The 25,870-nt window shown below is 63.6% G+C and carries 22 protein-coding genes and 1 tRNA gene; 7 read left to right on the top strand and 16 right to left on the bottom strand.

Annotation, left to right across the window (positions count from 1 at the left end):
- Window positions 1–26: 26 nt before the first annotated feature.
- Window positions 27–1,277, top strand: coding sequence for an RNA polymerase factor sigma-54 (locus V3C85_RS11915; protein ID WP_331795319.1), 1,251 nt, complete (start codon window positions 27–29; stop codon window positions 1,275–1,277).
- On the opposite strand, the gene V3C85_RS11910 is transcribed toward V3C85_RS11915, so the two are convergent.
- From V3C85_RS11910 to glpD, 9 genes are all read right to left on the bottom strand, one after another.
- Window positions 1,278–2,414, bottom strand: coding sequence for an iron-containing alcohol dehydrogenase (locus V3C85_RS11910; RefSeq protein ID WP_331795318.1), 1,137 nt, complete (start codon window positions 2,412–2,414; stop codon window positions 1,278–1,280).
- The gene (gene glpK, locus V3C85_RS11905; RefSeq protein WP_331795317.1) at window positions 2,411–3,895 is read right to left on the bottom strand and encodes a glycerol kinase GlpK; all 1,485 of its coding nucleotides are present in this window, start codon (window positions 3,893–3,895) and stop codon (window positions 2,411–2,413) included. Before glpK ends, V3C85_RS11910 begins: the two co-directional genes overlap by 4 nt.
- 186 nt (window positions 3,896–4,081) lie before the next feature.
- Window positions 4,082–5,809, bottom strand: a complete 1,728-nt coding sequence (locus V3C85_RS11900; protein ID WP_331795316.1) for an ABC transporter substrate-binding protein — start codon at window positions 5,807–5,809, stop codon at window positions 4,082–4,084.
- An 86-nt stretch (window positions 5,810–5,895) separates the two neighbouring features.
- Window positions 5,896–6,177, bottom strand: a complete 282-nt coding sequence (locus V3C85_RS11895) for a DUF2160 domain-containing protein (RefSeq protein WP_331795560.1) — start codon at window positions 6,175–6,177, stop codon at window positions 5,896–5,898.
- Window positions 6,178–6,314: 137 nt separating this feature from the next.
- Window positions 6,315–7,118: a carbohydrate ABC transporter permease gene (locus V3C85_RS11890; RefSeq protein WP_331795315.1), complete on the bottom strand. Its 804-nt coding sequence runs from the start codon at window positions 7,116–7,118 to the stop codon at window positions 6,315–6,317.
- Entirely contained in the window at window positions 7,118–8,005 is an 888-nt protein-coding gene (locus V3C85_RS11885) for a carbohydrate ABC transporter permease (protein WP_331795314.1), read from the bottom strand. Before V3C85_RS11885 ends, V3C85_RS11890 begins: the two co-directional genes overlap by 1 nt.
- Window positions 8,005–9,093 (bottom strand): ABC transporter ATP-binding protein, encoded by a 1,089-nt coding sequence (locus tag V3C85_RS11880; RefSeq protein ID WP_331795313.1) that lies wholly within the window; start codon window positions 9,091–9,093, stop codon window positions 8,005–8,007. Before V3C85_RS11880 ends, V3C85_RS11885 begins: the two co-directional genes overlap by 1 nt.
- Window position 9,094: 1 nt before the next feature.
- Entirely contained in the window at window positions 9,095–10,198 is a 1,104-nt protein-coding gene (locus V3C85_RS11875; protein WP_331795312.1) for an ABC transporter ATP-binding protein, read from the bottom strand.
- Between the two features lie 10 nt (window positions 10,199–10,208).
- Entirely contained in the window at window positions 10,209–11,795 is a 1,587-nt protein-coding gene (gene glpD / locus V3C85_RS11870) for a glycerol-3-phosphate dehydrogenase (RefSeq protein WP_331795311.1), read from the bottom strand.
- Between the two features lie 286 nt (window positions 11,796–12,081).
- Here glpD and V3C85_RS11865 point away from each other — a divergent pair, with 286 nt between their 5' ends.
- Window positions 12,082–12,843 (top strand): DeoR/GlpR family DNA-binding transcription regulator, encoded by a 762-nt coding sequence (locus tag V3C85_RS11865; RefSeq protein ID WP_331795310.1) that lies wholly within the window; start codon window positions 12,082–12,084, stop codon window positions 12,841–12,843.
- 44 nt (window positions 12,844–12,887) lie between these two features.
- Here V3C85_RS11865 and V3C85_RS11860 read toward each other — a convergent pair whose 3' ends face one another.
- Together V3C85_RS11860 and V3C85_RS11855 are read right to left on the bottom strand one after the other, a co-directional pair.
- A complete protein-coding gene (locus V3C85_RS11860; RefSeq protein ID WP_331795309.1) occupies window positions 12,888–15,119 on the bottom strand; it encodes a xanthine dehydrogenase family protein molybdopterin-binding subunit in 2,232 nt (743 codons plus the stop codon).
- A gap of 1 nt (window position 15,120) precedes the next feature.
- On the bottom strand, window positions 15,121–15,588 hold the full coding sequence (locus tag V3C85_RS11855) for a (2Fe-2S)-binding protein (protein ID WP_331795308.1): 468 nt from the start codon (window positions 15,586–15,588) through the stop codon (window positions 15,121–15,123).
- A gap of 106 nt (window positions 15,589–15,694) precedes the next feature.
- Between V3C85_RS11855 and V3C85_RS11850 the strand changes: the two genes are divergently transcribed.
- Complete coding sequence (locus V3C85_RS11850; protein ID WP_331795307.1) at window positions 15,695–16,291, top strand: TetR/AcrR family transcriptional regulator; 597 nt, start codon at window positions 15,695–15,697, stop codon at window positions 16,289–16,291.
- Between the two features lie 100 nt (window positions 16,292–16,391).
- Here V3C85_RS11850 and V3C85_RS11845 read toward each other — a convergent pair.
- The 3 genes from V3C85_RS11845 to V3C85_RS11835 all read right to left on the bottom strand — a co-directional run bounded on the left by V3C85_RS11845 (window position 16,392) and on the right by V3C85_RS11835 (window position 19,535).
- Window positions 16,392–16,468, bottom strand: a tRNA-Met gene (locus tag V3C85_RS11845).
- 49 nt (window positions 16,469–16,517) lie between these two features.
- Window positions 16,518–18,536 (bottom strand): hydantoinase/oxoprolinase family protein, encoded by a 2,019-nt coding sequence (locus tag V3C85_RS11840; RefSeq protein WP_331795306.1) that lies wholly within the window; start codon window positions 18,534–18,536, stop codon window positions 16,518–16,520.
- 93 nt (window positions 18,537–18,629) lie between these two features.
- Entirely contained in the window at window positions 18,630–19,535 is a 906-nt protein-coding gene (locus tag V3C85_RS11835) for a hydrogen peroxide-inducible genes activator (protein ID WP_331795305.1), read from the bottom strand.
- A 153-nt stretch (window positions 19,536–19,688) separates the two neighbouring features.
- Between V3C85_RS11835 and katG the strand changes: the two genes are divergently transcribed.
- Window positions 19,689–21,866 (top strand): catalase/peroxidase HPI, encoded by a 2,178-nt coding sequence (gene katG, locus V3C85_RS11830; RefSeq protein ID WP_331795559.1) that lies wholly within the window; start codon window positions 19,689–19,691, stop codon window positions 21,864–21,866.
- Window positions 21,867–21,881: 15 nt separating this feature from the next.
- Here the strand turns inward: katG and V3C85_RS11825 are convergent, their stop codons facing one another.
- Entirely contained in the window at window positions 21,882–22,583 is a 702-nt protein-coding gene (locus V3C85_RS11825; RefSeq protein ID WP_331795304.1) for an SGNH/GDSL hydrolase family protein, read from the bottom strand.
- A 172-nt stretch (window positions 22,584–22,755) separates the two neighbouring features.
- On the opposite strand from V3C85_RS11825, the gene V3C85_RS11820 reads away from it, so the two are divergent.
- On the top strand, window positions 22,756–23,463 hold the full coding sequence (locus V3C85_RS11820) for a tellurite resistance TerB family protein (RefSeq protein WP_331795303.1): 708 nt from the start codon (window positions 22,756–22,758) through the stop codon (window positions 23,461–23,463).
- Between the two features lie 22 nt (window positions 23,464–23,485).
- Here the strand turns inward: V3C85_RS11820 and V3C85_RS11815 are convergent, their stop codons facing one another.
- Window positions 23,486–24,880 (bottom strand): cytochrome P450, encoded by a 1,395-nt coding sequence (locus V3C85_RS11815; protein ID WP_331795302.1) that lies wholly within the window; start codon window positions 24,878–24,880, stop codon window positions 23,486–23,488.
- A gap of 157 nt (window positions 24,881–25,037) precedes the next feature.
- Between V3C85_RS11815 and V3C85_RS11810 the strand changes: the two genes are divergently transcribed.
- On the top strand, window positions 25,038–25,628 hold the full coding sequence (locus tag V3C85_RS11810; protein WP_331795557.1) for a hypothetical protein: 591 nt from the start codon (window positions 25,038–25,040) through the stop codon (window positions 25,626–25,628).
- 101 nt (window positions 25,629–25,729) lie between these two features.
- Window positions 25,730–25,870 (top strand): GTP-binding protein (locus tag V3C85_RS11805; RefSeq protein ID WP_304619878.1); only part of this gene is annotated, 141 nt, incomplete at its 3' end.

Below are 25,870 nucleotides of genomic sequence, written 5' to 3'. Positions count from 1 at the left end.
GGGTGGGCTGCGCCTAGGTTTCGGGCATGAAATCAAGAACCAGTATCGGCATTACCCCCACCCAGCGGCTGGCCATGTCTGGGGCGTTGCAGTCGGTGCTGCGCGTCTTGCGGATGGATGCCGAGGCGCTGGCCGCGTTTCTGGAGGAGCAGGCGGCCGAAATTCCGGCGCTGACTTTGCGGCCTGCGGTGGTGCCTTTGGGGGATTGGCTGCCGCGCTGGTCGGGGCTTGGCCTTGGCGACACCGGGCAGGCGGCAGAGATGCCGCAGGCAGAGCCCAGTCTTTTTGCCCATGTGACCGCCGCCCTGCCCGGTTTGGTGCCGCAGTTGGCCGACCAGCAGATCGCTTTGGCGCTGACCGAGGCTTTGGAGCCGACCGGATGGCTGGGCCGTGATCTGGCCGGGGTGGCCGCCGAACTGGCGGTGCCGGTCAGCCGGGTGGCGGCGGTGTTGCAGCAGATGCAAAAGATAGAGCCTGCGGGGTTGTTCGCCCGTGATCTGGCCGAATGCCTGCGTTTGCAGGCCGTTGATGCCGGGGTGCTGGACGGGGTGATGGCCGTGCTGCTGGACAATCTGGCGCTGGTGGCCAAGGCTGACTGGCCCAGGCTGGCCGGGCTTGCAGGGTGCAGCGTGGCCGAGATTCAGCAGGGTTTTGCGGTGCTGCGCGGGTTCAACCCCAAGCCCGGCACCGCCTTTAGTGCTGTGGCAAGCCCGCTGCGCGAGCCGGATTTGTTGGCGCGCAAGACCCCGGTGGGCTGGAGTGTGGAGCTGAACCGTTCAAGCCTGCCGACGCTGGCGATTGAGGAAACAGACGCCAGTGCCCCCCGCGCACGCGACGTGCTGCGGTTGATCCAGACCCGCAATGCCACCCTGTTGCTGGTGGGGCGGGCGATCCTGGCGCATCAAAGCCGCGCGCTGGACCAGGGGCCAACCGCGCTGCGCCCGCTGACGATGCAGGCGCTGGCAGAGGAGTTGTCGTTGCACAAATCAACCATCAGCCGGGTGGTGGCGGGCACGGCGGTGGATACGCCCTTGGGCAGTTGGTGGCTGCGGTCGCTGTTTTCGGCCGATATGGGCGGCGATCAGGCAAGCGCGGCCCTGCGGGCGCGGCTGGCGCGGTTGGTGGCCGCAGAAGACAAGGCGCGGCCCCTGTCGGATCAGGCCCTGGCGCAGGCCCTGTCGGGCGAGGGGGCGGCGATTGCCCGCCGCACCGTTGCCAAGTATCGCGCCGCGCTGAACATCGCGCCTGCGCATGGGCGGCGCAGGCCAAGCGGCTGATCAGCCCGCAGCGTTCAGCACGGCGATCAGATCTGCCATCGACAGGGGCACGGGGTTGCCCTTCATCGACGAGGCCCCCTGCGCGGTCTGGGCCACCTGTGCATGGTCTTGCGCGGCCAGCCCCATGGCCGACAGGCGCGGCAGGCCCGCCCCATGGGCCCAGTCGGCCAGTGCCATCGGCGCATCATCGGGCGGGCAACCCAAGGGGCCAGCGATCAGGGCGCAGACCCTGTCGGCCCGCTCTTGCGCCGGGTCGCTGCTGCGTTGGCGGTTCATCGCCAGCACCGGCCCCAGCAAGGCGCCACAGATCTCGCCATGCGGCGCGCCTGTCATGCCGCCGATCACCCCGGCAAAGCCGTGCACCGCCCCCAGCCCGGAATTGGCAAGGGCCAGACCGCCACAAAGCGAGGTCCAGGCCAAGACATCTCGGGCCGCCGCGTCTTCGCCTGCGGCCAGCCGCATCAGGGCGGCAAGGCCGGGGCCGATGGCGGGCAGGGCAATGGCATCGCTGTAGGGGGTGGCCTTGCAGGACAGATAGGGTTCGATCACCTGGGTGACGGCATCAAGGCCCGAGGCCAGTGTCACCCCTGCCGGGCAACCATCGGTCAGCGCCGGATCGACAATCGCCACACGGGCAATCATCCGGTCATCGCGCAGGCTGACTTTGCGGCCCTGTTCGGGCACACCGATGACGGCGTTCTTGGTGACCTCGGCCCCGGTGCCCGCCGTGGTGGGCAGGGCGATCAAGGGCAGTGGATCATGGGTCAGCGGCAGGGCCTTGCCCACGCCTTCCAGATGGTCCAGGGGTGCGCCCGTCGCGGGGATCATGGCCGCCAGGGCCTTGGCCAGGTCGATGACCGAGCCGCCCCCAAGGGCGATGACCGATGTGGGGGCAAAGGCCCGCAGATCTGGCAGTGCCTGTTCCAGCATTGCCAGCGTTGGCTCGCCGGGGCAGGGGTGGCGATGCACCGTAGCCCCCCCGGCCTGCAAGGCATCGGCCAGCCAGTCAGAGCGCCGCGCGCTGCCGCCATGCACCAGGAGGACACGCTGACCAAACCCAAGTGCCAGCGGGGCGGCCTGTGCGGCGGTGCCGCGCCCGAACAGAATGCGGGGTGGCTGAAGGATGGAAAAGGTCATACGGACATCGTTGCCTGGACGGCGCGCTGCCAGCGGGCATATTTGGCGCTGCGGTCGGTTTCGGACATGGCGGGTTCAAAGCGGCGCTGCAAGGCCCAGCTTTTGGCAAACTCGGCCGGTGGCGGGCACAGCCCGGCCTGCATCCCGGCCAGATAGGCCGCGCCAAGGGCGGTGGTTTCGGTGACCACGGGCCGATCCACCGGGGCGCCCAGAATATCCGACAGGAACTGCATGGCCCAGTCACTTGCCGTCATGCCACCATCAACGCGCAAGACCCCATCGGCTGCGGCCCCCCAGTCTGACCGCATGGCCTGCAACAGATCGCGGGTCTGATAGCCGACGCTTTCCAAGGCGGCGCGGGCCAGTTCGGCAGGGCCGGAGTTGCGCGTCAGGCCATAGATCGCCCCCCGGCAATCGGGCCGCCAATAGGGTGCGCCAAGGCCGGTGAAGGCTGGCACCAGCACCACGCCTTGCGCGGCATCGGCGGCCTCGGCCAAGAGCTGCGTCTCTTTGGCCTCGCGGATGATTTTCAGCCCGTCGCGCAGCCATTGCACCACGGCCCCGGCAATGAAGATCGACCCTTCCAGCGCATAGGTGGTCTGGCCGTTCAGCCGGTAGGCGATGGTGGTCAGCAGCCGGTTGGTCGAGGGCACCATGTCGCTGCCCGTGTTCAGCAGCGCAAAACAGCCCGTGCCATAGGTTGATTTCATCATGCCGGGGGCAAAACAGGCCTGCCCGACGGTGGCGGCCTGTTGGTCACCGGCCACGCCAAGGATCGGAATTTCATGCCCGAACAGATCGGCGCGCGTGGTGCCGAAATCGGCGGCGCAATCCTTGACCTCGGGCAAAAGCGACATCGGCACATCCAGCAGGGCGCAGATTTCGGCATCCCATTCATTGGTGGCAATGTTGAACAGCATGGTGCGGGCGGCGTTGGTGGCATCGGTGGCATGCACCCGGCCCCCGGTCAGCTTCCAGATCAGAAAGCTGTCAACGGTGCCAAAGGCCAGCTCCCCGGCTTTGGCCCGCGCGCGTGCGCCCGGCACATGGTCAAGCAGCCACTTGACCTTGGTGGCCGAAAAATAGGGGTCCAGCAGCAGGCCGGTGCGGGCGGTGATCATCGCTTCGTGCCCGGCGTCTTTCAGCGCGGTGCAGGTGTTGGCGGTGCGGCGATCTTGCCAGACGATGGCATGGTGGATGGGCTGGCCCGTGGCGCGATCCCAGATCAGGGTGGTTTCGCGCTGGTTGGTGATCCCGATGGCCGCGATGTCGCCCGCGTCGATGCCCGCCTTTTCAATCACGGCGCGGGCTGTGCCGGCCACGGTGGACCACAGGTCAGAGGGATCATGCTCGACCCAGCCGGGGGCGGGGTAGAGTTGCGGAAATTCCTCTTGCGCAAGGGCGACAACCTTTAGGCCCGCGTCAAACAGAATGGCGCGCGAAGAGGTGGTGCCTTGGTCGATGGCAAGGATATGGGGCATGGCGTCGGGCCTTTGTCTCGGTCGGTTCGGGGCCGGAAGGACAACGCCTTTGGCCCGCACAAAGCCCCACGCATTGGGCGCAAGGCTGCGGCGCAGACCCGGAATTTGCGACAATTCCGGGCAAATTTCTTGCAAGAAATTTGCGGGAGGGCAGCTTGCGCCGCCCTCCCTTGATCCCTTGCGGGATCAGTTTTGCCAGGATTTGATCAGCTCGTCATACGAGATCGTCTCGCCTGCGGGCTTTTCGTTTTCCAGTTTGGCCACCGGGGCACCCGGGGCATCCAGCCAGACCTGCGGATCTTGCGGTTCGTTCATCTTCGGGCCGATGTCGCCCTGAACGCCTGCGCGCTCCAACCGCTCCAGCACCTTTTCCTGCTCTTCGCACAGGGCATCCAGCGCCTCTTGCGGGGTTTTGGCCCCCGACATGGCGTCGCCGATGTTCTGCCACCACAGCTGTGCCAGCTTCGGGTAATCGGGCACGTTCGTGCCGGTCGGCGACCACTGCACGCGCGCGGGCGAGCGGTAGAATTCGACCAGACCGCCCAGTTGCGGTGCGCGATCGGTGAAGGACTGATGCTGGATCGTCGATTCGCGGATGAAGGTCAGGCCAACATGGCTTTTCTTCACGTCCACGGTTTTCGAGGTGACGAACTGCGCATAGAGCCAGGCCGCCTGAGCGCGATCGACCGGGGTCGATTTCAGCAGGGTCCACGAGCCGGCATCCTGATAGCCGACCTTGGTGCCTTCTTGCCAATAGGCGCCATGCGGCGAGGGGGCCATGCGCCACTTCGGCGTGCCATCCTCGTTCATGACTGGCAGGCCTTCCTTGACCATGTCAGCGGTGAAGGCCGTATACCAGAACATCTGCTGGGCAATCGAGCCTTGGGCCGGAACCGGGCCAGCCTCGCCAAAGGTCATGCCTTGGGCCTCTGGCGGGGTGTATTTTTGCAGCCATTCGATGGCCTTGGTCACGGCATAGACGGCCGCGGCATCGTTGGTTGCCCCGCCGCGTGTGACGCAAGAGCCGACGGGACGGCTGTTTTCATCCACCCGGATGCCCCATTCATCGACCGGCAGGCCGTTGGGTTCACCCACGTCGCCCATGCCAGCCATCGACATCCAAGCATCGGTATAGCGCCAGCCCAGTGACGGGTCTTTCTTGCCGTAATCCATGTTGCCATAGACACCCGTTGCCGGGCCACCGGCATAAGACATGTCGCGGCCGGTAAAGAACTCGGCGATGTCTTCGTAAGCCGACCAGTTCAGCGGCACGCCAAGGTCGTAGCCATACTTGGCCTTGAAGTCTTCTTGCGTCTTGGGATCGTTGAACCAGTCATAGCGGAACCAGTAAAGGTTCGCGAACTGCTGGTCTGGCAGTTGATACATCTTGCCGTCTGGCGCGGTGGTGAAGGACTTGCCGATAAAGTCGTTCACATCAAGGTTCGGGTTGGTGACCGCCGCGCCTTCGCCTGCCATCCAGTCATCAAGGATGCGGGCCTGCTGATAGCGCCAGTGGGTGCCGATCAGATCCGAGTCGTTGATATAGGCGTCGTAGATGTTCTCGCCCGTTTGCATTTGGGTTTGCAGTTTTTCGACCACATCGCCTTCGCCGATCAGGTCATGGGTGACCTTGATGCCGGTGATGGCCGTAAAGGCCGGGGCCAGAACCTTGGCTTCGTATTCATGGGTGGTGATGGTTTCCGACACCACCTTGATTTCCATGCCGGACAGCGGCGCCGCGGCGTCGATGAACCATTGCATCTCGGCCTCTTGGTCTGCACGGCTGAGCGTGGACAGATCGCCGATTTCGGCATCGAGGAAGGCCTTGGCCGCATCCATATCGGCCCAGGCCGGGGCACTGCCCATGGCCATCAGCGCAAGCGCCATGGCGGTTGTGGTTTGGCGTAATCTCATCATTTATCCTCCCAGATTGTGAGACATTCGTTCAGCAGTCAGCCGGGGCTGGGGTCGCATCCCGCCCCCCGGCGGTTGTCACTTGACTAGACCCAGCGAAATACGGCTGCGGCATAGACAAGGCAGAGTGCAGACGCGCCCCAAAGCGGCGTGCCCGCGAAGAAAAGCCAGATCAGGTGAATGAAGGCCGACCCCAGAAGGGTGATGAACAGCCGGTCACCACGGGTTGTCTCGATCCGCAGCACGCCGATGCGCGGCGTTTCGGGAAAGCGGATCGCCAGCAGGGTCATCGTCACCAGCAGGCTGGCAATGACCCAGAAGAACAGCGCCACGGGCAGGGTCCAGGCCATCCAGCCTTGCGCGACCATCGGGGCGAACCAGTCGATTGCGCCGTCCTTGCGGGGGGCTGCCATGATCAGCGCCACAAGGATAGCGGCCATGGTTGCGACGGCGCCCAGGGTGATGGCCGTCCAGTTGACGCGGCGGGTTGCGGTTGTGTCGGTCATCACACCCTTCCCAGGGCAAAGCCCTTGGCAATGTAGTTGCGCACGAAATAGATCACCAAGGCGCCGGGCACGATGGTCAGCACCCCGGCAGCGGCCAGCACCCCCCAATCCATCCCGCTGGCCGAAACGGTGCGGGTCATGGTGGCGGCGATGGGTTTGGCGTTCACCGATGTCAGGGTGCGCGACAGCAGCAGTTCAACCCATGAGAACATGAAGCAGAAGAAGGCCGCGACGCCGATGCCACTGGCGATCAGGGGCATGAAGATCTTGACGAAGAATTTGGGGAAGGAATAGCCGTCGATATAGGCGGTTTCGTCGATCTCCTTGGGCACGCCCCGCATGAAGCCTTCGAGGATCCAGACGGCCAGCGGCACGTTGAACAGGCAATGCGCCAAGGCCACGGCGATATGGGTGTCGAACAGGCCCACGCTGGAATACAGCTGAAAGAACGGCAGCGCAAAGACGGCGGGCGGGGCCATGCGGTTGGTCAGCAGCCAGAAGAACAGGTGCTTGTCGCCCATAAAGCTGTAGCGCGAGAAGGCATAAGCCGCAGGCAGCGCGACCGTCAGCGAGATCACCACGTTCATGGTGACGTAGATGATCGAGTTGACATAGCCCATATACCAGCTGGGATCGGTCAGGATCACCGCATAGTTGCGAAAGGTCAGATCGCTGGGGAACAGGGTAAAGGTGCTGGTGATCTCGGTGTTGGTCTTCAGGCTCATGTTCAGCAGCCAGTAGATCGGCACCAAAAGAAACAGCAGATACAGCACCATCACGATGGCTGAGGATTTCATGCGCATCAGTGGGACTCCCCTTGTTGGGCTTCGGCGCGGTCAAGGCTGGTCATGACGGTGTAGAACACCCATGACACCAGCAGGATCACCAGGAAATACATCAGGCTGAAGGCGGCGGCGGGGCCAAGGTCGAACTGGCCGACAGCCATCTTCACCAGGTCGATGGACAGGAAGGTGGTCGAGTTGCCGGGGCCGCCCCCGGTGACGACGAAGGGTTCGGTGTAGATCATGAAGCTGTCCATGAAGCGCAACAGCACAGCGATCAGCAGCACGCCTTTCATCTTTGGCAGCTCGATATAGCGGAACACGGCCCAACGGGATGCCTGATCAATCTTGGCGGCCTGATAATAGGCCTGCGGAATGGATTGCAGCCCGGCATAGGCCAGCAGGGCGACAAGCGATGTCCAGTGCCAGACATCCATGACGATCACGGTGATCCAGGCATCCAGCGGATCGTTGGTGTAGTTATAGTCAAACCCAAGTGCTGCCAGAGTATGGCCCAAAAGGCCGATATCGACGCGGCCAAAGATCTGCCAGATCGTGCCGACCACGTTGAACGGGATCAGCAGCGGCAGCGCCATCAGCACCAGCACCACGCTGGCCCAAAAGCCCTTTTTCGGCATGTTCAGCGCGACGAAGATACCCAAGGGCACCTGAATCGACAGGATGATCGCGGTGAACAGGATCTGCCGGCCAAGTGCGTCATGCAGGCGGCTGGAGGTGACCATTTCCTCAAACCATTCAAGCCCCACCCAGAAGAACTGGTTGTTGCCGAAAGTGTCGTTCATCGCATAGTTGACCACGGTCATCAGCGGAATGACGGCAGAAAAGGCCACCACCACCAGCACCGGCAGCACCAGGAACCAGGCCTTGTTGTTGACGGTCTTTTCCATCAGGCAGCCCTTTCCACAGAGGTGGCGCTGACGCGCCAGTCATCGGCATAGACGTTGATCTTGTCGGCCACGAAACTGACATGCGTCATGTCGGCCCCGATGGGCAGGCCCTCGGGCACCACGATGTTCAGCGGTTGCCCGGCCGCTTCGGCCCGCACCAGACGGTGGCGGCCCACATCCTCGACCCGGCGAATGCTGACGGGCAGGCCCTCGCCCTTGGTCAGCACGGCAAATTCGGGGCGGATGCCAATTTGGGTGCGGCCCGTTATTGGCCCATAGGCCGCACCCAGCTGGACCGAAGCGCCTTGCAGGTGCGCCCGGTTTCCCTCGATTTTGGCATCAAACAGGTTCATCCCCGGCGAGCCGATGAAATAACCCACAAAGGTATGGGCCGGGGTTTCAAACAATTCCTGCGGCGTGCCCATCTGCACCACGCGGCCATCATACATGACCACCACCTTGTCGGCGAAGGTCAGGGCCTCGGTCTGGTCATGGGTCACGTAGATCATGGTATGGCCGAACTGGCGGTGCAGTTGCTTCAGCTGCGTCCGCAACTCCCACTTCATATGCGGGTCGATCACCGTCAGCGGTTCGTCGAACAGGATGGCGTTCACATCCTCGCGCACCATGCCGCGACCAAGGCTGATCTTTTGCTTGGCATCGGCGGTCAGGCCCTGGGCCTTGCGGTTCAGCGTTTCTTCCATGCCGATCATGCGGGCGATCTGGGCCACGCGGTCGGCGATATATTTGGCATCCATGCCGCGATTGCGCAGCGGGAAGGCCAGATTGTCCCGCACCGTCATGGTGTCGTAGACCACCGGGAACTGAAACACCTGTGCGATGTTTCGCTGGGCCGTGGCGGCATCTGTCATATCGGTGTCGCCAAACAGCACCCGGCCCTGGCTGGGGCGCAACAGGCCCGAGATGATGTTCAACAGCGTTGATTTCCCGCAGCCCGAAGACCCCAGCAGCGCATAGGCCCCGCCGTCATCCCAGACATGGTCCATTTCCTTCAGCGCGAAATCAGAGTCTGATTTTGGATTGGCCGAATAGCTGTGCGCCAGATTTTTCAGTGTGATGCGGGCCATCTTATGCCGCCCCCTTCAATTCATCCAAGGCATAGGCTGCCGGGGCCGCAAGCTGGCCATTGGCGTCGAACAGATAGACATGGGCCGGGTCAAGCCAGAGGCTGACATGATCGCCCGGTGTCAGATCATGCACGCCATGCACCAGCCCAACCCAGCGGTCGTCGCCGTGGTGAATATGCAAAAAGGTTTCTGATCCGGTGATTTCCGACACGCCCAAGACACAGGGGAATTCCACGGCTTGCCCGGAATGTTTGTTCATTTCCAGATGGTTGGCGCGAAATCCGGCGGTATAGCGGCCATCGGGCAATGCGGCAAAGACGCCATCGGCGGGCGCATTGGCGCGGTCGCCAAAGTTGATCCGGTGGCCTTCCTTGAAACATGAAACGAAGTTCATCGGCGGGTCACTGAAGACACGCGCGGTGGTCATGTCGGCAGGCTGGCGATAGACCGTGGGCGTGGGGCCGAATTGCGCCACCCACCCCTGATGCAGGGCCGCAGTATGGCCACCCAGCAAAAGTGCCTCTTCCGGTTCGGTTGTGGCATAGACGAAAATCGCGCCGCTGGCTTCGAAAATCCGGGGGATTTCGACCCGCAATTCTTCGCGCAGTTTGTAGTCAAGGTTGGCCAGAGGTTCATCGAGGAGCACAAGCCCCGCCCCTTTGACCAGTGCCCGCGCCAAGGCGCAACGCTGCTGTTGGCCCCCCGAAAGTTCCAGCGGTTTGCGATCAAGCATCGGGGTCAGGCGCATCATCTCGGCGGTTTCGCGCACGCGACGGTCAATCTCATCGCGTGCCACACCCGTGATGCGCAGGGGCGATGCGATGTTTTCATAGACGCTGAGGCCGGGGTAGTTGATGAATTGCTGATACACCATGGCGACGCCACGATCTTGCACGCGCACGCCGGTGACATCCTGACCATCCCACAGAATGCGGCCTGTGGTGGGGGCATCCAGCCCGGCCATCAGGCGCATCAGGCTGGTCTTGCCCGACAGTGTGGGGCCAAGCAGCACGTTCATCGTGCCTTTCTGCAACGTCAGGGTGGTGGGGTGAATATGCACCCGCCCCGCAACCACCCGACTGACGCCCTCCAACTGCAATGCCATGCCCGTTCCCTTATTCCGCCGCCGGGCTGACCGCCCGGTTTTCCGTCATGAAAGTCTCAAGCGCCGCGATCTGATCGGCCGTCAAACGCAGCCCCAGTTTTGTGCGCCGCCAGACGATATCGGCCGCATGTCGCGCCCATTCCTTGTTCATCAGCCAAGCCACCTCGGCCTCGGTCAGGGTGGCGCCGAAATCGCGGCCCAGATCGGCCATGCTGCGCGCGTTGCCCAGCACGTCAAACACCTCGGTGCCATAGGCGCGGACCAGACGGGCGGCGTGGTAGTCGGACAAAAAGCCAAACTGCGCCTTGACCCGTGCCACCAGTGCCGCCACCCCGTCATGCGGGAAATCGCCGCCGGGCAGGGGCACGCGGGCTGTCCAGATGCCTTTGGTGCCCGGAAAGAACGGCACGATCTTTTCCATCGCGCTTTCGGCCAGGCGCCGATAGGTGGTGATCTTGCCGCCAAACACGTTCAGCAAGGGCGCGCCGTTCTGATCCAGCGAGAGCACATAATCGCGCGTGGCCGCTGTCGCCGATTTTGCCCCGTCGTTATACAGCGGACGCACCCCGGAATAGGCCCAGACCACATCGGCCTTGGTGACCGGCTTGGCAAAGTAGCGAGAGGCAAAGGCCAGCAGGTAATCACGCTCTTCATCGGTGCATTCGGCGGTGCCGGGGGCGCCCTGATGATCTTTGTCGGTTGTGCCGATCAGGGTGAAATCCTGCTCGTAGGGGATGGCAAAGATGATGCGCCCGTCTTCGCCCTGAAAGAAGTAGCAGCGGTCATGGTCAAACAGCTTGCGCGTCACGATATGGCTGCCGCGCACCAGCCGCACACCTTCGGTCGAGTTGATGCGCGCCACATTGCGGATCACATCTTCCACCCAGGGCCCGCCGGCATTGACCAGCACCTTGGCGCGGTGGGTGGTGCGGCCTTCGGGGCCTTGGACCTCCACTTCCCAATGGTCGCCGGCGCGGGTGGCGCTGACCACCTTGGTGCCCACCATGATCTGTGCGCCGCGCGCTTCGGCATCGCGCGCGTTCAGCACCACCAGACGCGAATCTTCGACCCAGGCGTCGGAATATTCAAAGGCGCGCTGAAACTTGGGGTTCAGCGGCTTGCCCGCCGGATCGCGGGTCAGATCCAGCGTGCGGGTTGCGGGCAGGATCTTGCGCCCGCCCATCGTGTCATAAAGGAACAGGCCCAACCGGATCAGCCACGCGGGGCGACGCCCCTTCATCCATGGCATGACCACCCCCAGCAGACGGCTGGTCGGGGTATCGCTTTCGAACCGCATGTCGCGGTGATAGGGCAGAACAAAGCGCATCGGCCAACTGATATGGGGCATCGCAACCAGCAGGGTTTCGCGCTCTTCCAGTGCCTCGCGCACCAGACGGAATTCGAAATATTCCAGATAACGCAGACCGCCATGGAACAGCTTGGTCGAGGCCGACGAGGTTGCCTGCGCCAGATCGCCCTGTTCGGCCAGAATGACCGACAGGCCGCGCCCCGCGGCATCGCGCGCGATACCGCAGCCGTTGATGCCGCCACCAATAATGAAAAGATCGGCCAAAGCAGGCCGCGGGGCATCAGACACGTCGCATTCCTCCCTTGGAAGGGTGGCCCCTTCACTTGGCAGAACCCTGCACCGACTCGGTTTCAGGCGTCAACCTTGTTTTTTCGCTTTTGTGCGCTTTGATCGAAAACGAACATTTGAAAACAGATAAACCGCCGATTATTCTGGGATTGACGCCCAATCCCCGCGAAAAATGCTGCAAGCGCGCAAAAACGAATGCAGTCGCAGCAATTCTGAAGGCTGGTCGGGGCGGGTGATGCGTGGCAAACAGGGCGGGATCGGGCGCAGAACCGACGGGGGGAAGATCATGGCCGTGAACATTCGCCAGACGGAAATTCTGGAAATCGCCCGATCCGAAGGGCGGGTGGTCGTCGAAGACCTTGCCCAAAGGTTTGACGTGACCTTGCAGACCATTCGCCGCGATCTGACCGAACTGGCCGAAGCCGGGTTTCTGGACCGCGTTCATGGCGGGGCTGTCACCCGCACCGGTGTGTCAAACATCGGCTATGAGGCGCGGCGCAAGATGAATGAAACCGCCAAGGCCGCCATTGCCAAGGCCTGTGCTGCGATGATCCCTGACAATTCGTCGATGATCCTGAACCTTGGCACCACGACCGAGGCCGTGGCGCGTGAGTTGGTGCACCATCGCAACATCACCGTGGTGACCAACAACATGAATGTGGCGAATACGCTGGTCAGCAATCCGGGATGCGAGATCATGGTGGCTGGTGGCATGTTGCGGCGCAGCGATGGGGGGCTGGTGGGTGAGCTGACGACCCAGTTCATCGAGCAGTTCAAGGTTGATTTTGCCGTGATCGGCACCTCGGCGCTGGATCGTGATGGCGATCTGCTGGATTTCGATCTGGCCGAAGTGCGCGTCAGTCGCGCCATCCTGCGGCAGGCGCGGCAAAGCTTTCTGGTTTGCGATCATTCGAAATTCGGGCGGTCAGCGCCTGCCCGCATTGCCAGCCTGTCAGAACTGGATGCGGTTTTCACCGACCAGCCCCTGCCCGGCAGTCTGACGCAGGCCTGTGAGGGCTGGGGCACCAAGGTGGTGGTGGCGGGCTAGGGCCAAAGGGGGCTGCCCCCTTTTGGCCCTTGGCGGCGTTGCGTTCAGGCGAAGCTGAAGGTTTTTGACAGCGGCAGGCTGCGGGCGCGGGTGCCTGTCAGGGCGAACAACGCATTGGCCAAAGCCGGGGCGGCGGGGGGGGTTCCAGGCTCGCCAATGCCGCGGATCGGGCCGCCGCTTTCCAGCACCTGCACCTGAATGTCGGGCAGTTGATTGATGCGCAGGGGTTCGTAATCCCAGTAATTGGGCTGTTCGACCCGGCCTTGGGCAAAGGTGATTTCGCCCCGCACCGCCGCCGACAGGCCAAAGACCATGGCACCCGAAACCTGCGCCTCGATATTGCGCGGATCAAGGGCCACGCCGACATCAACAGCGGCCCAGGCCCCGGTGATGCGGATGCCCGCCTCGGTCTGTTCAACCTCGATCACCTGTGCTGTTGGCACCCCGAAGGACAGGCAATAGGCCACACCCAGGGCGCGACCGGGGCGCGGGGTGCCCCAGCCCGACATCTGGGCCACCGCGTCCAGCACGGCGCGGGACGGATCATGAATCAGATGGTCGCGGCGAAAGCCAAGCGGGTCGGCCCCCGCCAGATGCGCCAGTTCATCGATGGCGCAATCGTGGAAAAAGCCGTTCTGGCTGGCCCCGACCGAGCGCCAAAAGCCCAAGGGCACCGTTTTGGGGGCGCGATAGGCCGAGACGCGGTAGTTGGCAAAGCCATAGGGCTGTTCCCAGGCACCTTGGGCGATGGTCGAATCCGGGCCCGCCAGCGGTATGCCGATGCGCTCGGCCATGGTTTCCATGATCGAGGGGGCACAGGTCGAAAAGTCAAAGCTTTCGACCTTGCCTGCCGTCAGCGTGGCCCGCACCCGGCCTGTCGCCATTGGGCGATACATGTCGTGGGTCATGTCTTCTTCGCGGCTCCAGGTGACCAGAACCGGGGTGCCGGCCATGGCGCGGGCCACTTGTGCGGCCAGCACGCTGGCATCCACCTCGGCCCGCCGACCAAAGCCGCCGCCCATGACGGTGGTGTGAACGTCCACCGCCTCGGTTTCCAGACCCGCGGCCTTGGCGGCATGTTGTTGCACCAGACCGGGGGCCTGCGTGCCAACCCACAGCGTCAGCTTGCCATCAACCAGATGTGCCGCAGCCTGCATCGGCTCCATCGTGGCATGGGCCAGATGGGGCACATGATAGTCTGCCTCGAACACCTCGCCCGTCGCGGTGGTGATGTCACCATCCTCGCGCATCACGGCATCCAGACGCTCTGGGGTAAAGGATTGGGCGATCTGGTCGCGCATCTCGGCGCTGCTGGCGGGATAGGGGGCGGGGGCCCAGTCAAAGTCTATCGCCTCGGCGGCCTGAATGGCATGCCAGGTGGTTGCGGCAACAACAGCCACCCCGCCGGTCAGCGGGATGATCCGCTCGACCCCCGGCATCGTCTCGGCGGCACTGGCATCATAGCCGTTCATCGCCGCACCGAGATGCGGGTTCATCTTGACGGTGGCAAAGCGCATGCCGGGCAGGCGCACATCCCCCGCAAACAAGGCCGTGCCGGTTGATTTTGCCGGAATATCGACGCGGGGCAAGGATTTGCCCAACAGCGTCCAGTCGGCCCGCGCCTTGAGGGGGGGCATATCGGGCAGGTCGGCAGCTGCTGCCGCCTCGGCCAGATCGGCATAGGGAATGCGGGTGCCGTCGGGGGTGACAACGGCCCCGGTCTCGGTGCGCAGATCATCCGCCGGCAGCCCGGTGCGGGCCGCCGCCGCCTGCACCAGGGCCGCCCGTGCCACAGCCCCCGCAGCCCGCATCTTTTCGTATCCGTCCGGGATAGAGGTTGACCCGCCCGTGATTTGCAGGGCCAGAAACTTGGCGGGCACGGCCATGGCATGGCGCATGGTGCGCGCCAGCCAACTGTCATCGGTGGGGGCAAAGGGCACCCCTTCCTCAAGCATTGCGGCGTTGTAATAGGCTTTGGCGGGCGGGCCGTGCATCACTTGCACCTGATCCCACGGCACATCCAGTTCTTCGGCCACCAGTGCGGCGAGTGTGGAGTGAATGCCCTGACCCATCTCGGCCCGGGGGGTGATGATCGTCACGCCGGTTTGGTCGATCACGACATAGGGCGTGATCACGCCGCCCTTGTCGCCTGCGCTGTCTTGCAATGGGTTGGGGTAGGGCGTCAGAAAGCGCCAGGTGCCAAAGGCGACCCCGCCCAGAACGGCGGCAGAGCCGATCAGAAAGCTGCGGCGGGCAATGGTTCCGATCCGGCTCATCTCATGCCTCCTGCAAACGCTTGGCGGCATCCTGCACGGCGGCCCGGATGCGGGGATAGGTGCCGCAACGGCACAGATTGCCCGCCATCGCCTCGTCGATCTCGGCCATCGACGGGGCAGGGTTTTCGGCCAGCAAGTATGCGGCCTGCATGATCTGCCCCGACTGGCAATAGCCGCATTGTGCCACCTGATGGTCGATCCACGCCGCCTGCACTGCATGCAGCGCGGCTGGCGTGCCCAGACCTTCGATCGTGGTGATGCGGGCCCCGGCAACATCGGCCAAAGGCGTTTGGCAAGACCGCACCGCAACCCCGTCCACATGCACCGTGCAGGCCCCGCAGGCCGCAACCCCGCAGCCGAACTTGGTGCCCGTCAGGTTCAACCCGTCGCGCAGCGCCCAAAGCAGGGGCGTGTCATCGGGCAGGTCGATCACGGCTTGGGTGCCATTGACTGTCAGAGTGGTGGCCATCGGTCTCTCCATTCTTGTTCTGACAAAGTGGGCGCAAAATGTCAGAAAGTCAAATGACAGTTCAAAAGAATTTTGTCAGCCCCGCGAAACCCGCTAAGACGGGTGTATGGACGGCCAAAACAGCATCACCGACAAACAATCAGACATCCTTGCCGCGGCCTTGCAGGCCTTTGCCGCGCAGGGGTATCGGCGCACATCAATGGATGACATCGCCCGCCATGCGGGCATGTCGCGCCCGGCGCTGTATTTGCACTACCGCAACAAGGAAGATATCTTCCGCAGCCTTGTCGATCAGTTCTTTGCCCAAGCCCTGCGCGGAATGGGGGCTGCGCTTGCCACCCCCGGCCAAAGCCCCGAGCAGGCGCTTGCCGCCGCCTTTGCCGCCAAGGATGGCACCTTGATGGAACTGGTCTTTACCTCGCCCCATGGCGCGGAATTGCTGGAGGCTGGGGCCAGCCTGACCGCTGATATCATGCAGCGCGGCGAGGCGGCCAAGATCGCGTTGCTGACCCGGTGGCTGCAAACGCTGGATATTCCGGCCGATATTGGCCCGCCCGAGGCCGTGGCCCGCACCATTCTGACCGCTGCCATGGGCCTGAAATATCCGGGGCAGACGCTGGAGGGGTATCGCCAGGGCCAACGTCACCTGGCCCGCCTGTTCGCCCGTGCCATTGCAAACCATGGGGTTGAACCCACAGCGTGATGCCGATGGGGCAAACCCTTGCCGTCAAAGGCTGAACCCAAAACGGCAACCGCTGGGGCGCCGAGCTGCGCGATCACGGGCCGGTCATGTCTGGAAGAAGTGGTGGCGAGGGAGAGACTCGAACTCTCGACCCCACGATTATGAGTCGTGTGCTCTAACCAACTGAGCTACCTCGCCACTGGCGGGCGTGGTATTGTGCTGCGGGGGGCGCGTCAAGGGCAAATCTTCATTCTGCTGCATCTCGATCATGCGCCACGCGGGGGCGGCCCGTCGCCGTGACGGAAATGGTGGCTTCGATGAACATGGTCCGGCCTTCGATATCGGCCTCTTTCACGTCGCGCGTCACATTCAGATGCACATCCACCGCCCCGGCCCGCAGGGCGCGTGCCGTGGCTTCGGTTTCCAGCGCCGATTGCATCGCTGCAAGGGCGGCGTCGCGGTCGTTGAACACCTGCACCCCATCGGGCAGGTGGGCGGCAAAGCGGCCCTCGGCGGGAGAGGTGATGTTGCCAGTGGCCCGTTGGGCGACCTGGCCCACCACGGCGCCGATGGCATTTGCGACACCGGCATGTTCGGGCAAGATCATCTCGCATCCCAGCAGCGTGCCAACCGCGCCGTAATACGACGGGGCCGACGCGCCAAGGCCGATGACGGGCACCCCCAGCCGTGCCGTCAACTGGATTACGCCGCGATGCCCGGCCAATCCGGCCCGCAACAGCGGGTGGCGGGCCAGGGCCTCGGGCGGGTCGGTGGCAAAGGCGGGATCTTCGTCAAAGGCCGCTTCCAGCAGGCATTCGGCGGTTTGCGCGGTGACCTGATCGACAATCATCTGCGCCAGAACCGCCGGATCAGTGGCGAAGCGTTCACCCGCCCCGTTGCGCCGCCGCCCCAGCAGGCGCAGCGCCTTTTCCGCAGCACTGCCATCCCAGGCGTCAAGCCGACCAAGCGTGTGGCTGGCATCCGACGGGGTGACGCCCGCGATCATCACCAACCCGCGCGCCACCAGCCGTTCCAGCGCGGCGACCTCTAGACGGCTGGTCAGGGCCTGTGCCATTGGCATGGGCTGCGCGATCCGCGCCAGAACGGTGATTTCGCGCGGGCTCAGGCCCCCGGCTTGCCCGCCCATCGGCACCACGAAACGCCCGTCATGTTCACCGCTGGTATCGCTGGACAGCGCCCTGTCCAAAGCGGCATGCACCATCGGCCCATGATCAACGGCCAGCAAGGACACCGGGATCAGCCGCCGCGGCCCAAGCCGCAGGCCGCCCGTCAGGCCCTCGGTCACCAGATGCACCTCGGAATCGCCCCCAAGGCCGGTGGTGCGCATCGCCACGGCCTCGACCATGGTGCGAAAACCGCCAACCCGCGCGCCCTGCGGATCAATCTCGGGCAATCCGCCGCGCAAAAGGGCAACATCGGTGGTCGTGCCGCCGATATCTGACACCAACGCATCTTGCGCCCCGGTCAGCCAGCGGGCACCGACGATACTGGCGGCAGGGCCGGAAAGGATGGTTTCTATCGGGCGTTCGCGCACCATGGCGGCAGAGATCAGCGCGCCATCGCCGCGCACAACCATCAGGGGCGCATCAATGCCGACAGCGGCCAAATGGCGTTCGCAGGCCGCCACCAAGCGGTCGATCATGCCGATCAGCCGGGCGTTCAACACAGCGGTCAGCGCCCGCTTGGGGCCGTTCAGATTGGCCGACAGTTCATGGCTGCACGTGACGGCCCGGCCCGTGACGCGGCGGATCAGATCGCGGGCGGCAATTTCATGCGCGGGGTTGCGGGTGGCAAAGCGGGCGGCAACGGCAAAGCCCATTACCTGATCACCCAACTGGGCGACGGCCTGTTCCAGTGCCGCCAGATCAAGGGGGGCCAGCTCTTGCCCGGCATGGCCGTGGCCGCCGGCAAAGCGCAGAACCGGGTCACCCTTCAGGGCGTCGTCCAGACCGGCCCGGGCCTCATCTCCGGCATCAAAGCCGATGAAGATCAGAGCCACGCGCCCGCCCTGCCCCTCGACCAGCGCATTCGTGGCCAGCGTGGTGGACAGCGACACAAGCGTGATCTCTGACGCCTGCACCCCCGCCGCGGCCAGGGCGGCATCCACCGCCCCCCCGATGCCAAGCGCAAGATCGGCGCGGGTGGTCAGGGATTTCGCCTTGCCGATCACCTCGGTCGCGGCTTCGTTCACCACAACGGCATCGGTATAGGTGCCGCCGGTATCCACGCCCAAAAAGTAACCCATCGTCGCCCGCCTTTGTCGTCTCTGGTTCCAGCTAGGCCGGATCGTGGGAAAGATCATCCCCGGATGCGACATTTCCGGTCGCAGATGGGCCGATCAGCGGGCAGTCCGTTGGGCCAGACCCACGCTGCGCACAATGCGGGCCACATCTTCCAACTGCTTGGCAAGGGGCGAGGATTTGCGCCAGACCATGCCAATCGTCCGGCTGGGAGAGGGGGCAGGCAGCCGTTGCAGCGCCACCTCGGCCGAGCGCGTTTCGATGCCCAAGGCCATTTCGGGCACCAGGGTCACGCCGATTCCGGCGCCCACCATCTGCACCAAAGTGGCCAATGAACTGCCTTCCATCATCTCACGCGAGGCGGTGGGGGAAAGGCTGCAAAAGGCCAAAGCCTGATCCCGAAAGCAATGCCCCTCTTCCAGCAGCAGCAGCCGCATTTCGCGCAGCATGGCGGCATCAGGCACCGGGCGGCTGGCTTCGTCGGCGGGGCGGACCAGAACGAAATCCTCGTCGAACAGGGCCACTTCGGTCAGCGTCGGCTCTGACACCGGCAGGGCGACGATCGCGGTATCCAGACGCGCTTCCAGCAGATCGGCGATCAGCTTGCCTGTCACCGCCTCTCTGGGGCGCAGATCAAGGCCGGGGTAACGGGCCGAAAGCTGGGTGATCACCCCCGGCAACAGATAGGGGGCCACGGTGGGAATCACGCCGATGCGCAGCCGCCCCAGCAGGGGGTGTTGGGCAGCGCGCGCCATATCCTGCAACTCATCCACCGACCGCAGGATGTCGCGCACGCGGGCGGCGAATTCTTCGCCCAGACCTGTCAGGCGCAGCTGGCGGGTGGTGCGTTCAACCAGGGGTGCGCCGACCAGATCTTCCAGTTCCTTGATCTGCATGGACAGGGCAGGTTGGGAAATGGCGCAGTCTTCGGCGGCCCGGCCAAAATGGCCTTGGCGGGCCAGGGCATCAAAGTAGCGCAGGTGTTTCATGGTCAAGGGGTTCATAAGGTAAACTTATTGCACTGTTCAGAAAATGCAATTAGGCATTATGAAACGCAGATGTTAGAACCATTCCATATCAGGATTTGCCTGCCGATCATGCCGCTTTGCTGGCCATTGGCGGGCGTTTGACACAACGACAACCAGTTGGAGGATACCATGGACGGTAACGATATTCCCGCCGGCAAATGCCCGGTGATGCACGGCGGCCTGACAACCGCAGCCGAATCGAACACAGCCTGGTGGCCCAAGGCGCTGAACCTGGACATCCTGCACCAGCACGACACCAAGACCAACCCCATGGGCAAGGGCTTTAGCTATCGCAAGGCGCTGGAAAAGCTGGATGTCGAGGCGCTGAAGAAAGACATGCATGCGCTGCTGACTGACAGCCAGGATTGGTGGCCGGCAGACTGGGGCCATTACGGCGGTCTGATGATCCGCCTCGCCTGGCATTCGGCCGGGTCGTATCGTCTGGCCGATGGCCGTGGCGGTGGTGGTGCGGGCAACATCCGTTTCGCGCCGCTGAATTCATGGCCCGATAACGCCAGCCTTGACAAGGCACGGCGCCTGCTGTGGCCGCTGAAGAAGAAATACGGCAATGCTGTCAGCTGGGCTGATCTGATCATTCTGGCCGGGACCATTGCCTATGAAAACATGGGTCTGAAAACCTTTGGGTTCAGCTTTGGCCGCGAAGACATCTGGCACCCCGAGAAAGACGTGTATTGGGGCGCGGAGAAAGAGTGGCTGGCACCGTCGAACAGCCGCTATGGCGATCTGGCAAACCCGGCCACCATGGAAAACCCGCTGGCCGCTGTGCAGATGGGCCTGATCTATGTGAACCCCGAAGGTGTGAACGGCCAGCCCGACCCGGCCCGCACCGCCCTGCATGTGCGCGAAACCTTTGCCCGCATGGCGATGAACGATGAAGAAACCGCCGCCCTGACCGCAGGTGGCCACACCGTTGGCAAGGCCCACGGGAATGGCGATGCTGCCGTTATCGGCGCGGCCCCCGAAGGCACCGAGGTCGAGGCTGGCGGTCTGGGCTGGTCGAACCCCAACTTCAAGGGCACGGCGACGACGGCCTTCACCTCGGGGATCGAGGGCGCCTGGACGACCAACCCGACGAAATGGGACATGGGCTATTTCAAGCTGCTGTTCGGCTATGAGTGGGAACTGACCAAGTCGCCCGCGGGTGCCAATCAGTGGCGGCCGATCGGCATCAAGGAAGAAGACATGCCGGTGGATGCCACCGACCCGACCAAGCGTGTCATGCCGATGATGACCGATGCCGACATGGCGATGAAGGTGGACCCGATCTATAACGAGATCTGCCAGAAGTTCATGGCCGACCCCGCCTATTTCGACGATTGCTTTGCCCGCGCCTGGTTCAAGCTGACCCACCGCGACATGGGGCCCAAGGTGCGTTATTTCGGCCCCGATGTTCCGGCCGAAGACCTGATCTGGCAAGATCCGGTGCCCGCAGGCCGCACCGATTACGATGTGGCGGCGGTCAAGGCCAAGATTGCGGCTTTGGGCCTGTCGGTGTCTGACATGGTTGCCACCGCATGGGACAGCGCCCGCACCTTCCGCGGGTCTGACATGCGCGGCGGTGCCAATGGCGCCCGCATCCGCCTTGCCCCGCAAAAGGACTGGGAGGGCAATGAGCCTGCCCGTCTGGCGCGGGTGCTGGCCGCGCTGGAGCCGGTGGCGGCTGCGACCGGGGCCTCGATTGCCGATGTCATCGTGCTGGCAGGCAATCTGGGTGTCGAGCAGGCTGCCAAGGCCGCAGGCTTTGACGTGACCGTTCCCTTTGCGCCGGGCCGTGGTGACGCGACCGACGAGATGACGGATGCGGCCTCGTTCGATGTGCTGGAGCCGCTGGCCGATGGCTTCCGCAACTGGGTGAAGAAAGACTACATCGTGACCCCGGAAGAAATGATGCTGGACCGGGCGCAACTGATGGGTCTGACCGCGTCGGAAATGACCTGCCTTGTCGGCGGTCTGCGCGTGATCGGTGCCAATCACGGCGGCAGCACGCATGGCGTGTTTACCGACCGCGTTGGTGCCCTGACGACCGACTTCTTCACCAATCTGACCGACATGGGCCTGTTGTGGCACAAGGTCGAGGGCAAGCCCTATGAGCTGCGTGACCGCAAGACCGGTGCCGTCAAGTTCACCGCAACCCGCACCGATCTGGTGTTCGGTTCGAATTCGATCCTGCGCGCCTATGCCGAGGTTTATGCGCAAGACGATGCCGCCGAGAAGTTTGTGGCCGATTTCGTCGCGGCTTGGGTCAAGGTGATGAATGCAGATCGTTTTGATCTGACGGTTCAGTAAAACCCGGTTTCCGGGTCAGGGTTGGGGCCGCCTCCTTGGGGCGGCCCTGATCACAGCCGCCACCCGCTTTGCTATTGCCGCACTGCCCTTGACCGAAGGGTGAATGCGATCAAGCTGGTGGTAGGACCAGTCGCCATGCGGCACCAGATCGGCCAGCGACACAAAGGTGACGCCCGCGTCAAAGGTTGACATCGTGGCGATGCGGCGATCCAGTTCATCGCCCGCTGCGCGGCAGCCCTTGATCGGGGTAAAGGTGCCGGGGTTGCGCAGATAGCCCAGATAGATCACCCGCGCCCCCGATTGCCGGATCGCGGCCACTTGTTGCGGAATGGCCCCGGATCGGCCATCGGCACTGACCAGCCGGTCAAGCGTGCCCTGACACAGCCCGCAGCCACAGCCAAACAACAGATCATTCCCCCCGCCGTTCATCACCACCCAATCCCAGTTGCCGGCCCGGTATTGCGCCGGAATGCTAAGGCCAGCCGCACCACTGATCGGCAGGAAATAGAAATAGCGCGCGGCAGAGACGGATCTGTCGATCACCTCTTGGCCCAGTTCGGTTTCCAGCACATTGCCGACAGCCTGATTGCCGCCCCGGTTTGAGGCCAGCATGGAATCACCCATGATGAAGATTCGCGCCTGGCTGCCGTCGCCCATGGCCTCTCCACAGCCGATCAGCAGCAAGAAGGTAAGAATGCTTAGGAAAATCTTGGGCATGACACCACGGCGATAGGTAAAGTTGGCTGCTAGATGCCCGCGAACCGTGGCGCGAATATGGCATCGGGGGCCAAGTTGTCGGCCCCGGCCCGCCCAACCCGGGGCCGGATGTTGCGAAACGGCGATGCCATCCCCATCTGTCAGAAAACCGGATCAGTTATAGGGGTTTGCCGTGATCAATGCGAAATCGCTTCTCGATGGGCTTATGGGCCAGATGAATGCCGCAACAGGCGGGCAGGGGGCTGGCGGCCTGGCTGGCAAGGCCAAGGGCGCATGGGACAATCAGTCATCGCTGGGCAAGGGGGCGATTGCCGGGGGGCTTTTGGGCCTGTTGCTGACGGGCAGCGGCAAGAAGATGCTCAAGACCGGTGCCAAGGTCGGCGGCGCAGCCTTGATCGGTGGGCTGGCCTATAAAGCCTATGAAGATTGGAAGGCTGGCAAATCGGTGCAGGCGGGGGCCGAGGCTGGCCCCGTTGCCTTGCCGCGCCCCGAAGGAACGGTCTTTCTGCCGTCAGACCCGGTGGCGGCGGATGATCTGGCCACCCGCCTTTTGCAGGCCATGGTCGCGGCGGCCAAGGCTGATGGGCATGTCACCACGCGCGAACGGGCCCGCATTTCCGAACAACTTGAACAGGTTGGGCTGGGGGCCGAGGCCGAGACGCTGATCCGCGCTGAACTGGATGCGCCGCTGGATGCAGGCCGGATTGCCGGGCTTGCCCGGTCTGAGGAGGAGGCCGCCGAAATCTATGCTGCCTCGCTGCTGGTGGTTGACCCCGAGGCGCCTGCGGAAAAGGGCTATCTGGCGATGCTGGCAGCACGTCTGGGCCTGCATGACGATCTGGTGGCGCATCTGCATGCGCGGGCCGCACAACTGGCCTAAGGGCAACTGGCGCGCGCGCGGGTCACGCGCGCTCGACCATCAGCCAAACCCCGCCTTCGGGCCGCAGGGTCAGGATCATCACGGGTTTGGGCACTTTGCCCGGCACCAGTGCAAATTTGAACCGCGCCAACAGGGTGGCCAGAATGATCACCGCCTCTTGCAGGGCAAAAGACGCCCCGATGCAGATGCGTGGGCCATCGCCAAACGGCAGATAGGCAAACCGGTCAATCGCCTTTGGGTCGGCAAAGCGGTTCGGCGCAAAGTGATCGGGGTTGTCCCACAGCTTGTGGTGCCGGTGCAGCGCATAGATCGGCAAGATCACGGTGTCACCCGGCCGAACCTCGCGCCCGCACAACTCATCATGGGTGCGGGCACTGCGCGACAGAAAGGCAGCGGGCGGATACATCCGCAGGGCCTCGTCCACGATTTGGCGGATCAGCGGCAGGGCGGGCAGATCGGCGGCTGTGGCAGCACGATCACCACAGGCCGCCTGCGCCTCTGCGCGGGCCGCAGCCTGAACCGCCGGATCAAAGGCGCAGAGATACAAGGCCCATGACAGGGTCAGCGCCGTCGTCTCGTGCCCGGCCACGATAAAGGTCAGCAGATTGTCGCGCAGTTCCGCCGTGGTCATGCGGCGTTCGGTCTTGGGGTCAGCCCCGGCCATCAACAGATCCAGCAGATCCGGCACCGGCTTTGCGCCTTCGGCCCGACGTTGCTCGATCGCGCGGTCGGCCAGTTGCTTGGTCTGGCGCATGGCGGCCCCGGTCAGCATCCGGGTGGGCCGGGGCACCCAGGCGGGGGCGCCAATGATATCCAGAAACGAAACCTTGGCGGTTTGGGCGATATACTGTTCAATCGCCTGGTGAACGGACTCGCTGTCAAAGCCCTTGCCGTCAGAAAAGGTGACATCGGAAATCACCTCGAATGTGGCTGACACCATTTCGTCGAACAGATTGACGGCCCGCCCGACACCCGCGGCAATACGCGCCGACGACCGTTCGGCCGCCGCTGTCATCACCGGGGCCAGGGCCGAGACATTGCGGTGGCTGAACACCGGCGCGGCGGTGCGCCGTTGCCACATCCATTCCGCTCCTTCGGCCACGAACATGCTGTCGCCGATGGCAGGTTCGAGAATCAGTTTGGTGACCAGCGATTTGGGATAATCATCCACCTTGTCGCGCAACACCCGGCGCAGGCCTTCCGGGTCCATCAGCATATGCCACCGCTTGCCCGTCTGGCCCGAGATGATCGGCGCATGGGTTGCGATCTCGGGGATCAGTTCCAGCACATTGCGACGCCCGGCTTGCAGCGACCCCCAGATGCCCAAGGGTTGCGTGGCCAGTGGCACGCGCACCGGCAAGGCAGGCGTGGGATGTGCGGGTGGGGCGCTGTCGTCCAACTGGTGCTGCGTACTCATCTCACCCTCCGTTTGTGCAGATATAGGTGCTCTTGCGCCGATGTCACGCAGGGCGCACCGCGACTTGCGCCGCAGGGCGTGACGGGCTATCCCCAGACAATCTGATCGGGGGGGCGATATGTTCAAGCCAGTGTTTGCCGGACTTTTTGCCTGTGCCATGCTTGCGGCTTGCGCAGCCGAAGGTGTGCTGGACGAACCGGTGCCCTTGGGCGACTTTGCCCTTGGGCTGAACATCGTCGTTGCCGACAATGCGCAAAAGGTGCCGATCAGCCGCGATGCCACCGAAGAAGAATGGGAAACCGCGATGAAAAAAGCGGTGGCCGACCGGTTTGGCCGCTATGAAGGCACGCGCCTTTATAACATCGGCATCTCGATCGACGGCTATGCACTGGCCCCGCCCGGTATTCCGGTGGTGGCGGCACCCAAGTCGGTTCTGGCGATCACGGCCAATGTTTGGGACGATGCCGCGCAGAAAAAGCTGAACGCCGAAGGCAAGCAATTCACGGTGTTTGAATCGCTGTCGGGCGATACCATCGTCGGCTCGGGCCTGACCCGGTCAAAGCAGGAACAGATGCAGGCGCTGTCGTTCAATGCCGCGCGCAAGGTGGAAGAGTGGTTCTTGCAAAACCCGGAATGGTTTGGCCTGACCGAGGCGGATGTCGCGGCGGCAAAAAAGGCCCGTGCCGATGCTGCCAAGGTGGCAACTGCTGAAAATGCCACGCCCAACCCTGTGCCTCCCCCCAAGTGAGGCTTGATTTTCCCTTTGCTACGGCTTAATTGCCCGCCCGTGTATCACGGGGTCTTGCGGCCATTCTTGGTCTGACCCCCCGAATTCAAGGGCGCTTCGGCATGGCAAAGGCAAAGTTTGAACGGAACAAACCGCACGTCAACATTGGCACGATTGGCCACGTTGACCACGGGAAGACGACGCTGACGGCGGCGATCACGAAGTATTTTGGCGATTTCCGCGCCTATGACCAGATTGACGGT

Source organism: Pseudotabrizicola sp. L79 (assembly GCF_036553525.1).
Lineage (GTDB): Bacteria > Pseudomonadota > Alphaproteobacteria > Rhodobacterales > Rhodobacteraceae > Pseudotabrizicola.
The sequence above is the reverse complement of the archived record's forward strand: the minus strand, read 5'-3'. Positions and strand labels throughout refer to the sequence as shown.

Bases quoted from the DNA above. Each gene is read 5' to 3' on its own strand.
- V3C85_RS11915 (WP_331795319.1), top strand. From the start codon at position 27: ATGAAATCAAGAACCAGTATCGGCATTACCCCCACCCAGCGGCTGGCC.
- V3C85_RS11910 (WP_331795318.1), bottom strand. From the start codon at position 2,414: ATGACCTTTTCCATCCTTCAGCCACCCCGCATTCTGTTCGGGCGCGGC.
- glpK (WP_331795317.1), bottom strand. From the start codon at position 3,895: ATGCCCCATATCCTTGCCATCGACCAAGGCACCACCTCTTCGCGCGCC.
- V3C85_RS11900 (WP_331795316.1), bottom strand. From the start codon at position 5,809: ATGAGATTACGCCAAACCACAACCGCCATGGCGCTTGCGCTGATGGCC.
- V3C85_RS11895 (WP_331795560.1), bottom strand. From the start codon at position 6,177: ATGGTCGCGCAAGGCTGGATGGCCTGGACCCTGCCCGTGGCGCTGTTC.
- V3C85_RS11890 (WP_331795315.1), bottom strand. From the start codon at position 7,118: ATGCGCATGAAATCCTCAGCCATCGTGATGGTGCTGTATCTGCTGTTT.
- V3C85_RS11885 (WP_331795314.1), bottom strand. From the start codon at position 8,005: ATGGAAAAGACCGTCAACAACAAGGCCTGGTTCCTGGTGCTGCCGGTG.
- V3C85_RS11880 (WP_331795313.1), bottom strand. From the start codon at position 9,093: ATGGCCCGCATCACACTGAAAAATCTGGCGCACAGCTATTCGGCCAAT.
- V3C85_RS11875 (WP_331795312.1), bottom strand. From the start codon at position 10,198: ATGGCATTGCAGTTGGAGGGCGTCAGTCGGGTGGTTGCGGGGCGGGTG.
- V3C85_RS11865 (WP_331795310.1), top strand. From the start codon at position 12,082: ATGGCCGTGAACATTCGCCAGACGGAAATTCTGGAAATCGCCCGATCC.
- V3C85_RS11860 (WP_331795309.1), bottom strand. From the start codon at position 15,119: ATGAGCCGGATCGGAACCATTGCCCGCCGCAGCTTTCTGATCGGCTCT.
- V3C85_RS11855 (WP_331795308.1), bottom strand. From the start codon at position 15,588: ATGGCCACCACTCTGACAGTCAATGGCACCCAAGCCGTGATCGACCTG.
- V3C85_RS11850 (WP_331795307.1), top strand. From the start codon at position 15,695: ATGGACGGCCAAAACAGCATCACCGACAAACAATCAGACATCCTTGCC.
- V3C85_RS11840 (WP_331795306.1), bottom strand. From the start codon at position 18,536: ATGGGTTACTTTTTGGGCGTGGATACCGGCGGCACCTATACCGATGCC.
- V3C85_RS11835 (WP_331795305.1), bottom strand. From the start codon at position 19,535: ATGAACCCCTTGACCATGAAACACCTGCGCTACTTTGATGCCCTGGCC.
- katG (WP_331795559.1), top strand. From the start codon at position 19,689: ATGGACGGTAACGATATTCCCGCCGGCAAATGCCCGGTGATGCACGGC.
- V3C85_RS11825 (WP_331795304.1), bottom strand. From the start codon at position 22,583: ATGCCCAAGATTTTCCTAAGCATTCTTACCTTCTTGCTGCTGATCGGC.
- V3C85_RS11815 (WP_331795302.1), bottom strand. From the start codon at position 24,880: ATGAGTACGCAGCACCAGTTGGACGACAGCGCCCCACCCGCACATCCC.
- V3C85_RS11810 (WP_331795557.1), top strand. From the start codon at position 25,038: ATGCTTGCGGCTTGCGCAGCCGAAGGTGTGCTGGACGAACCGGTGCCC.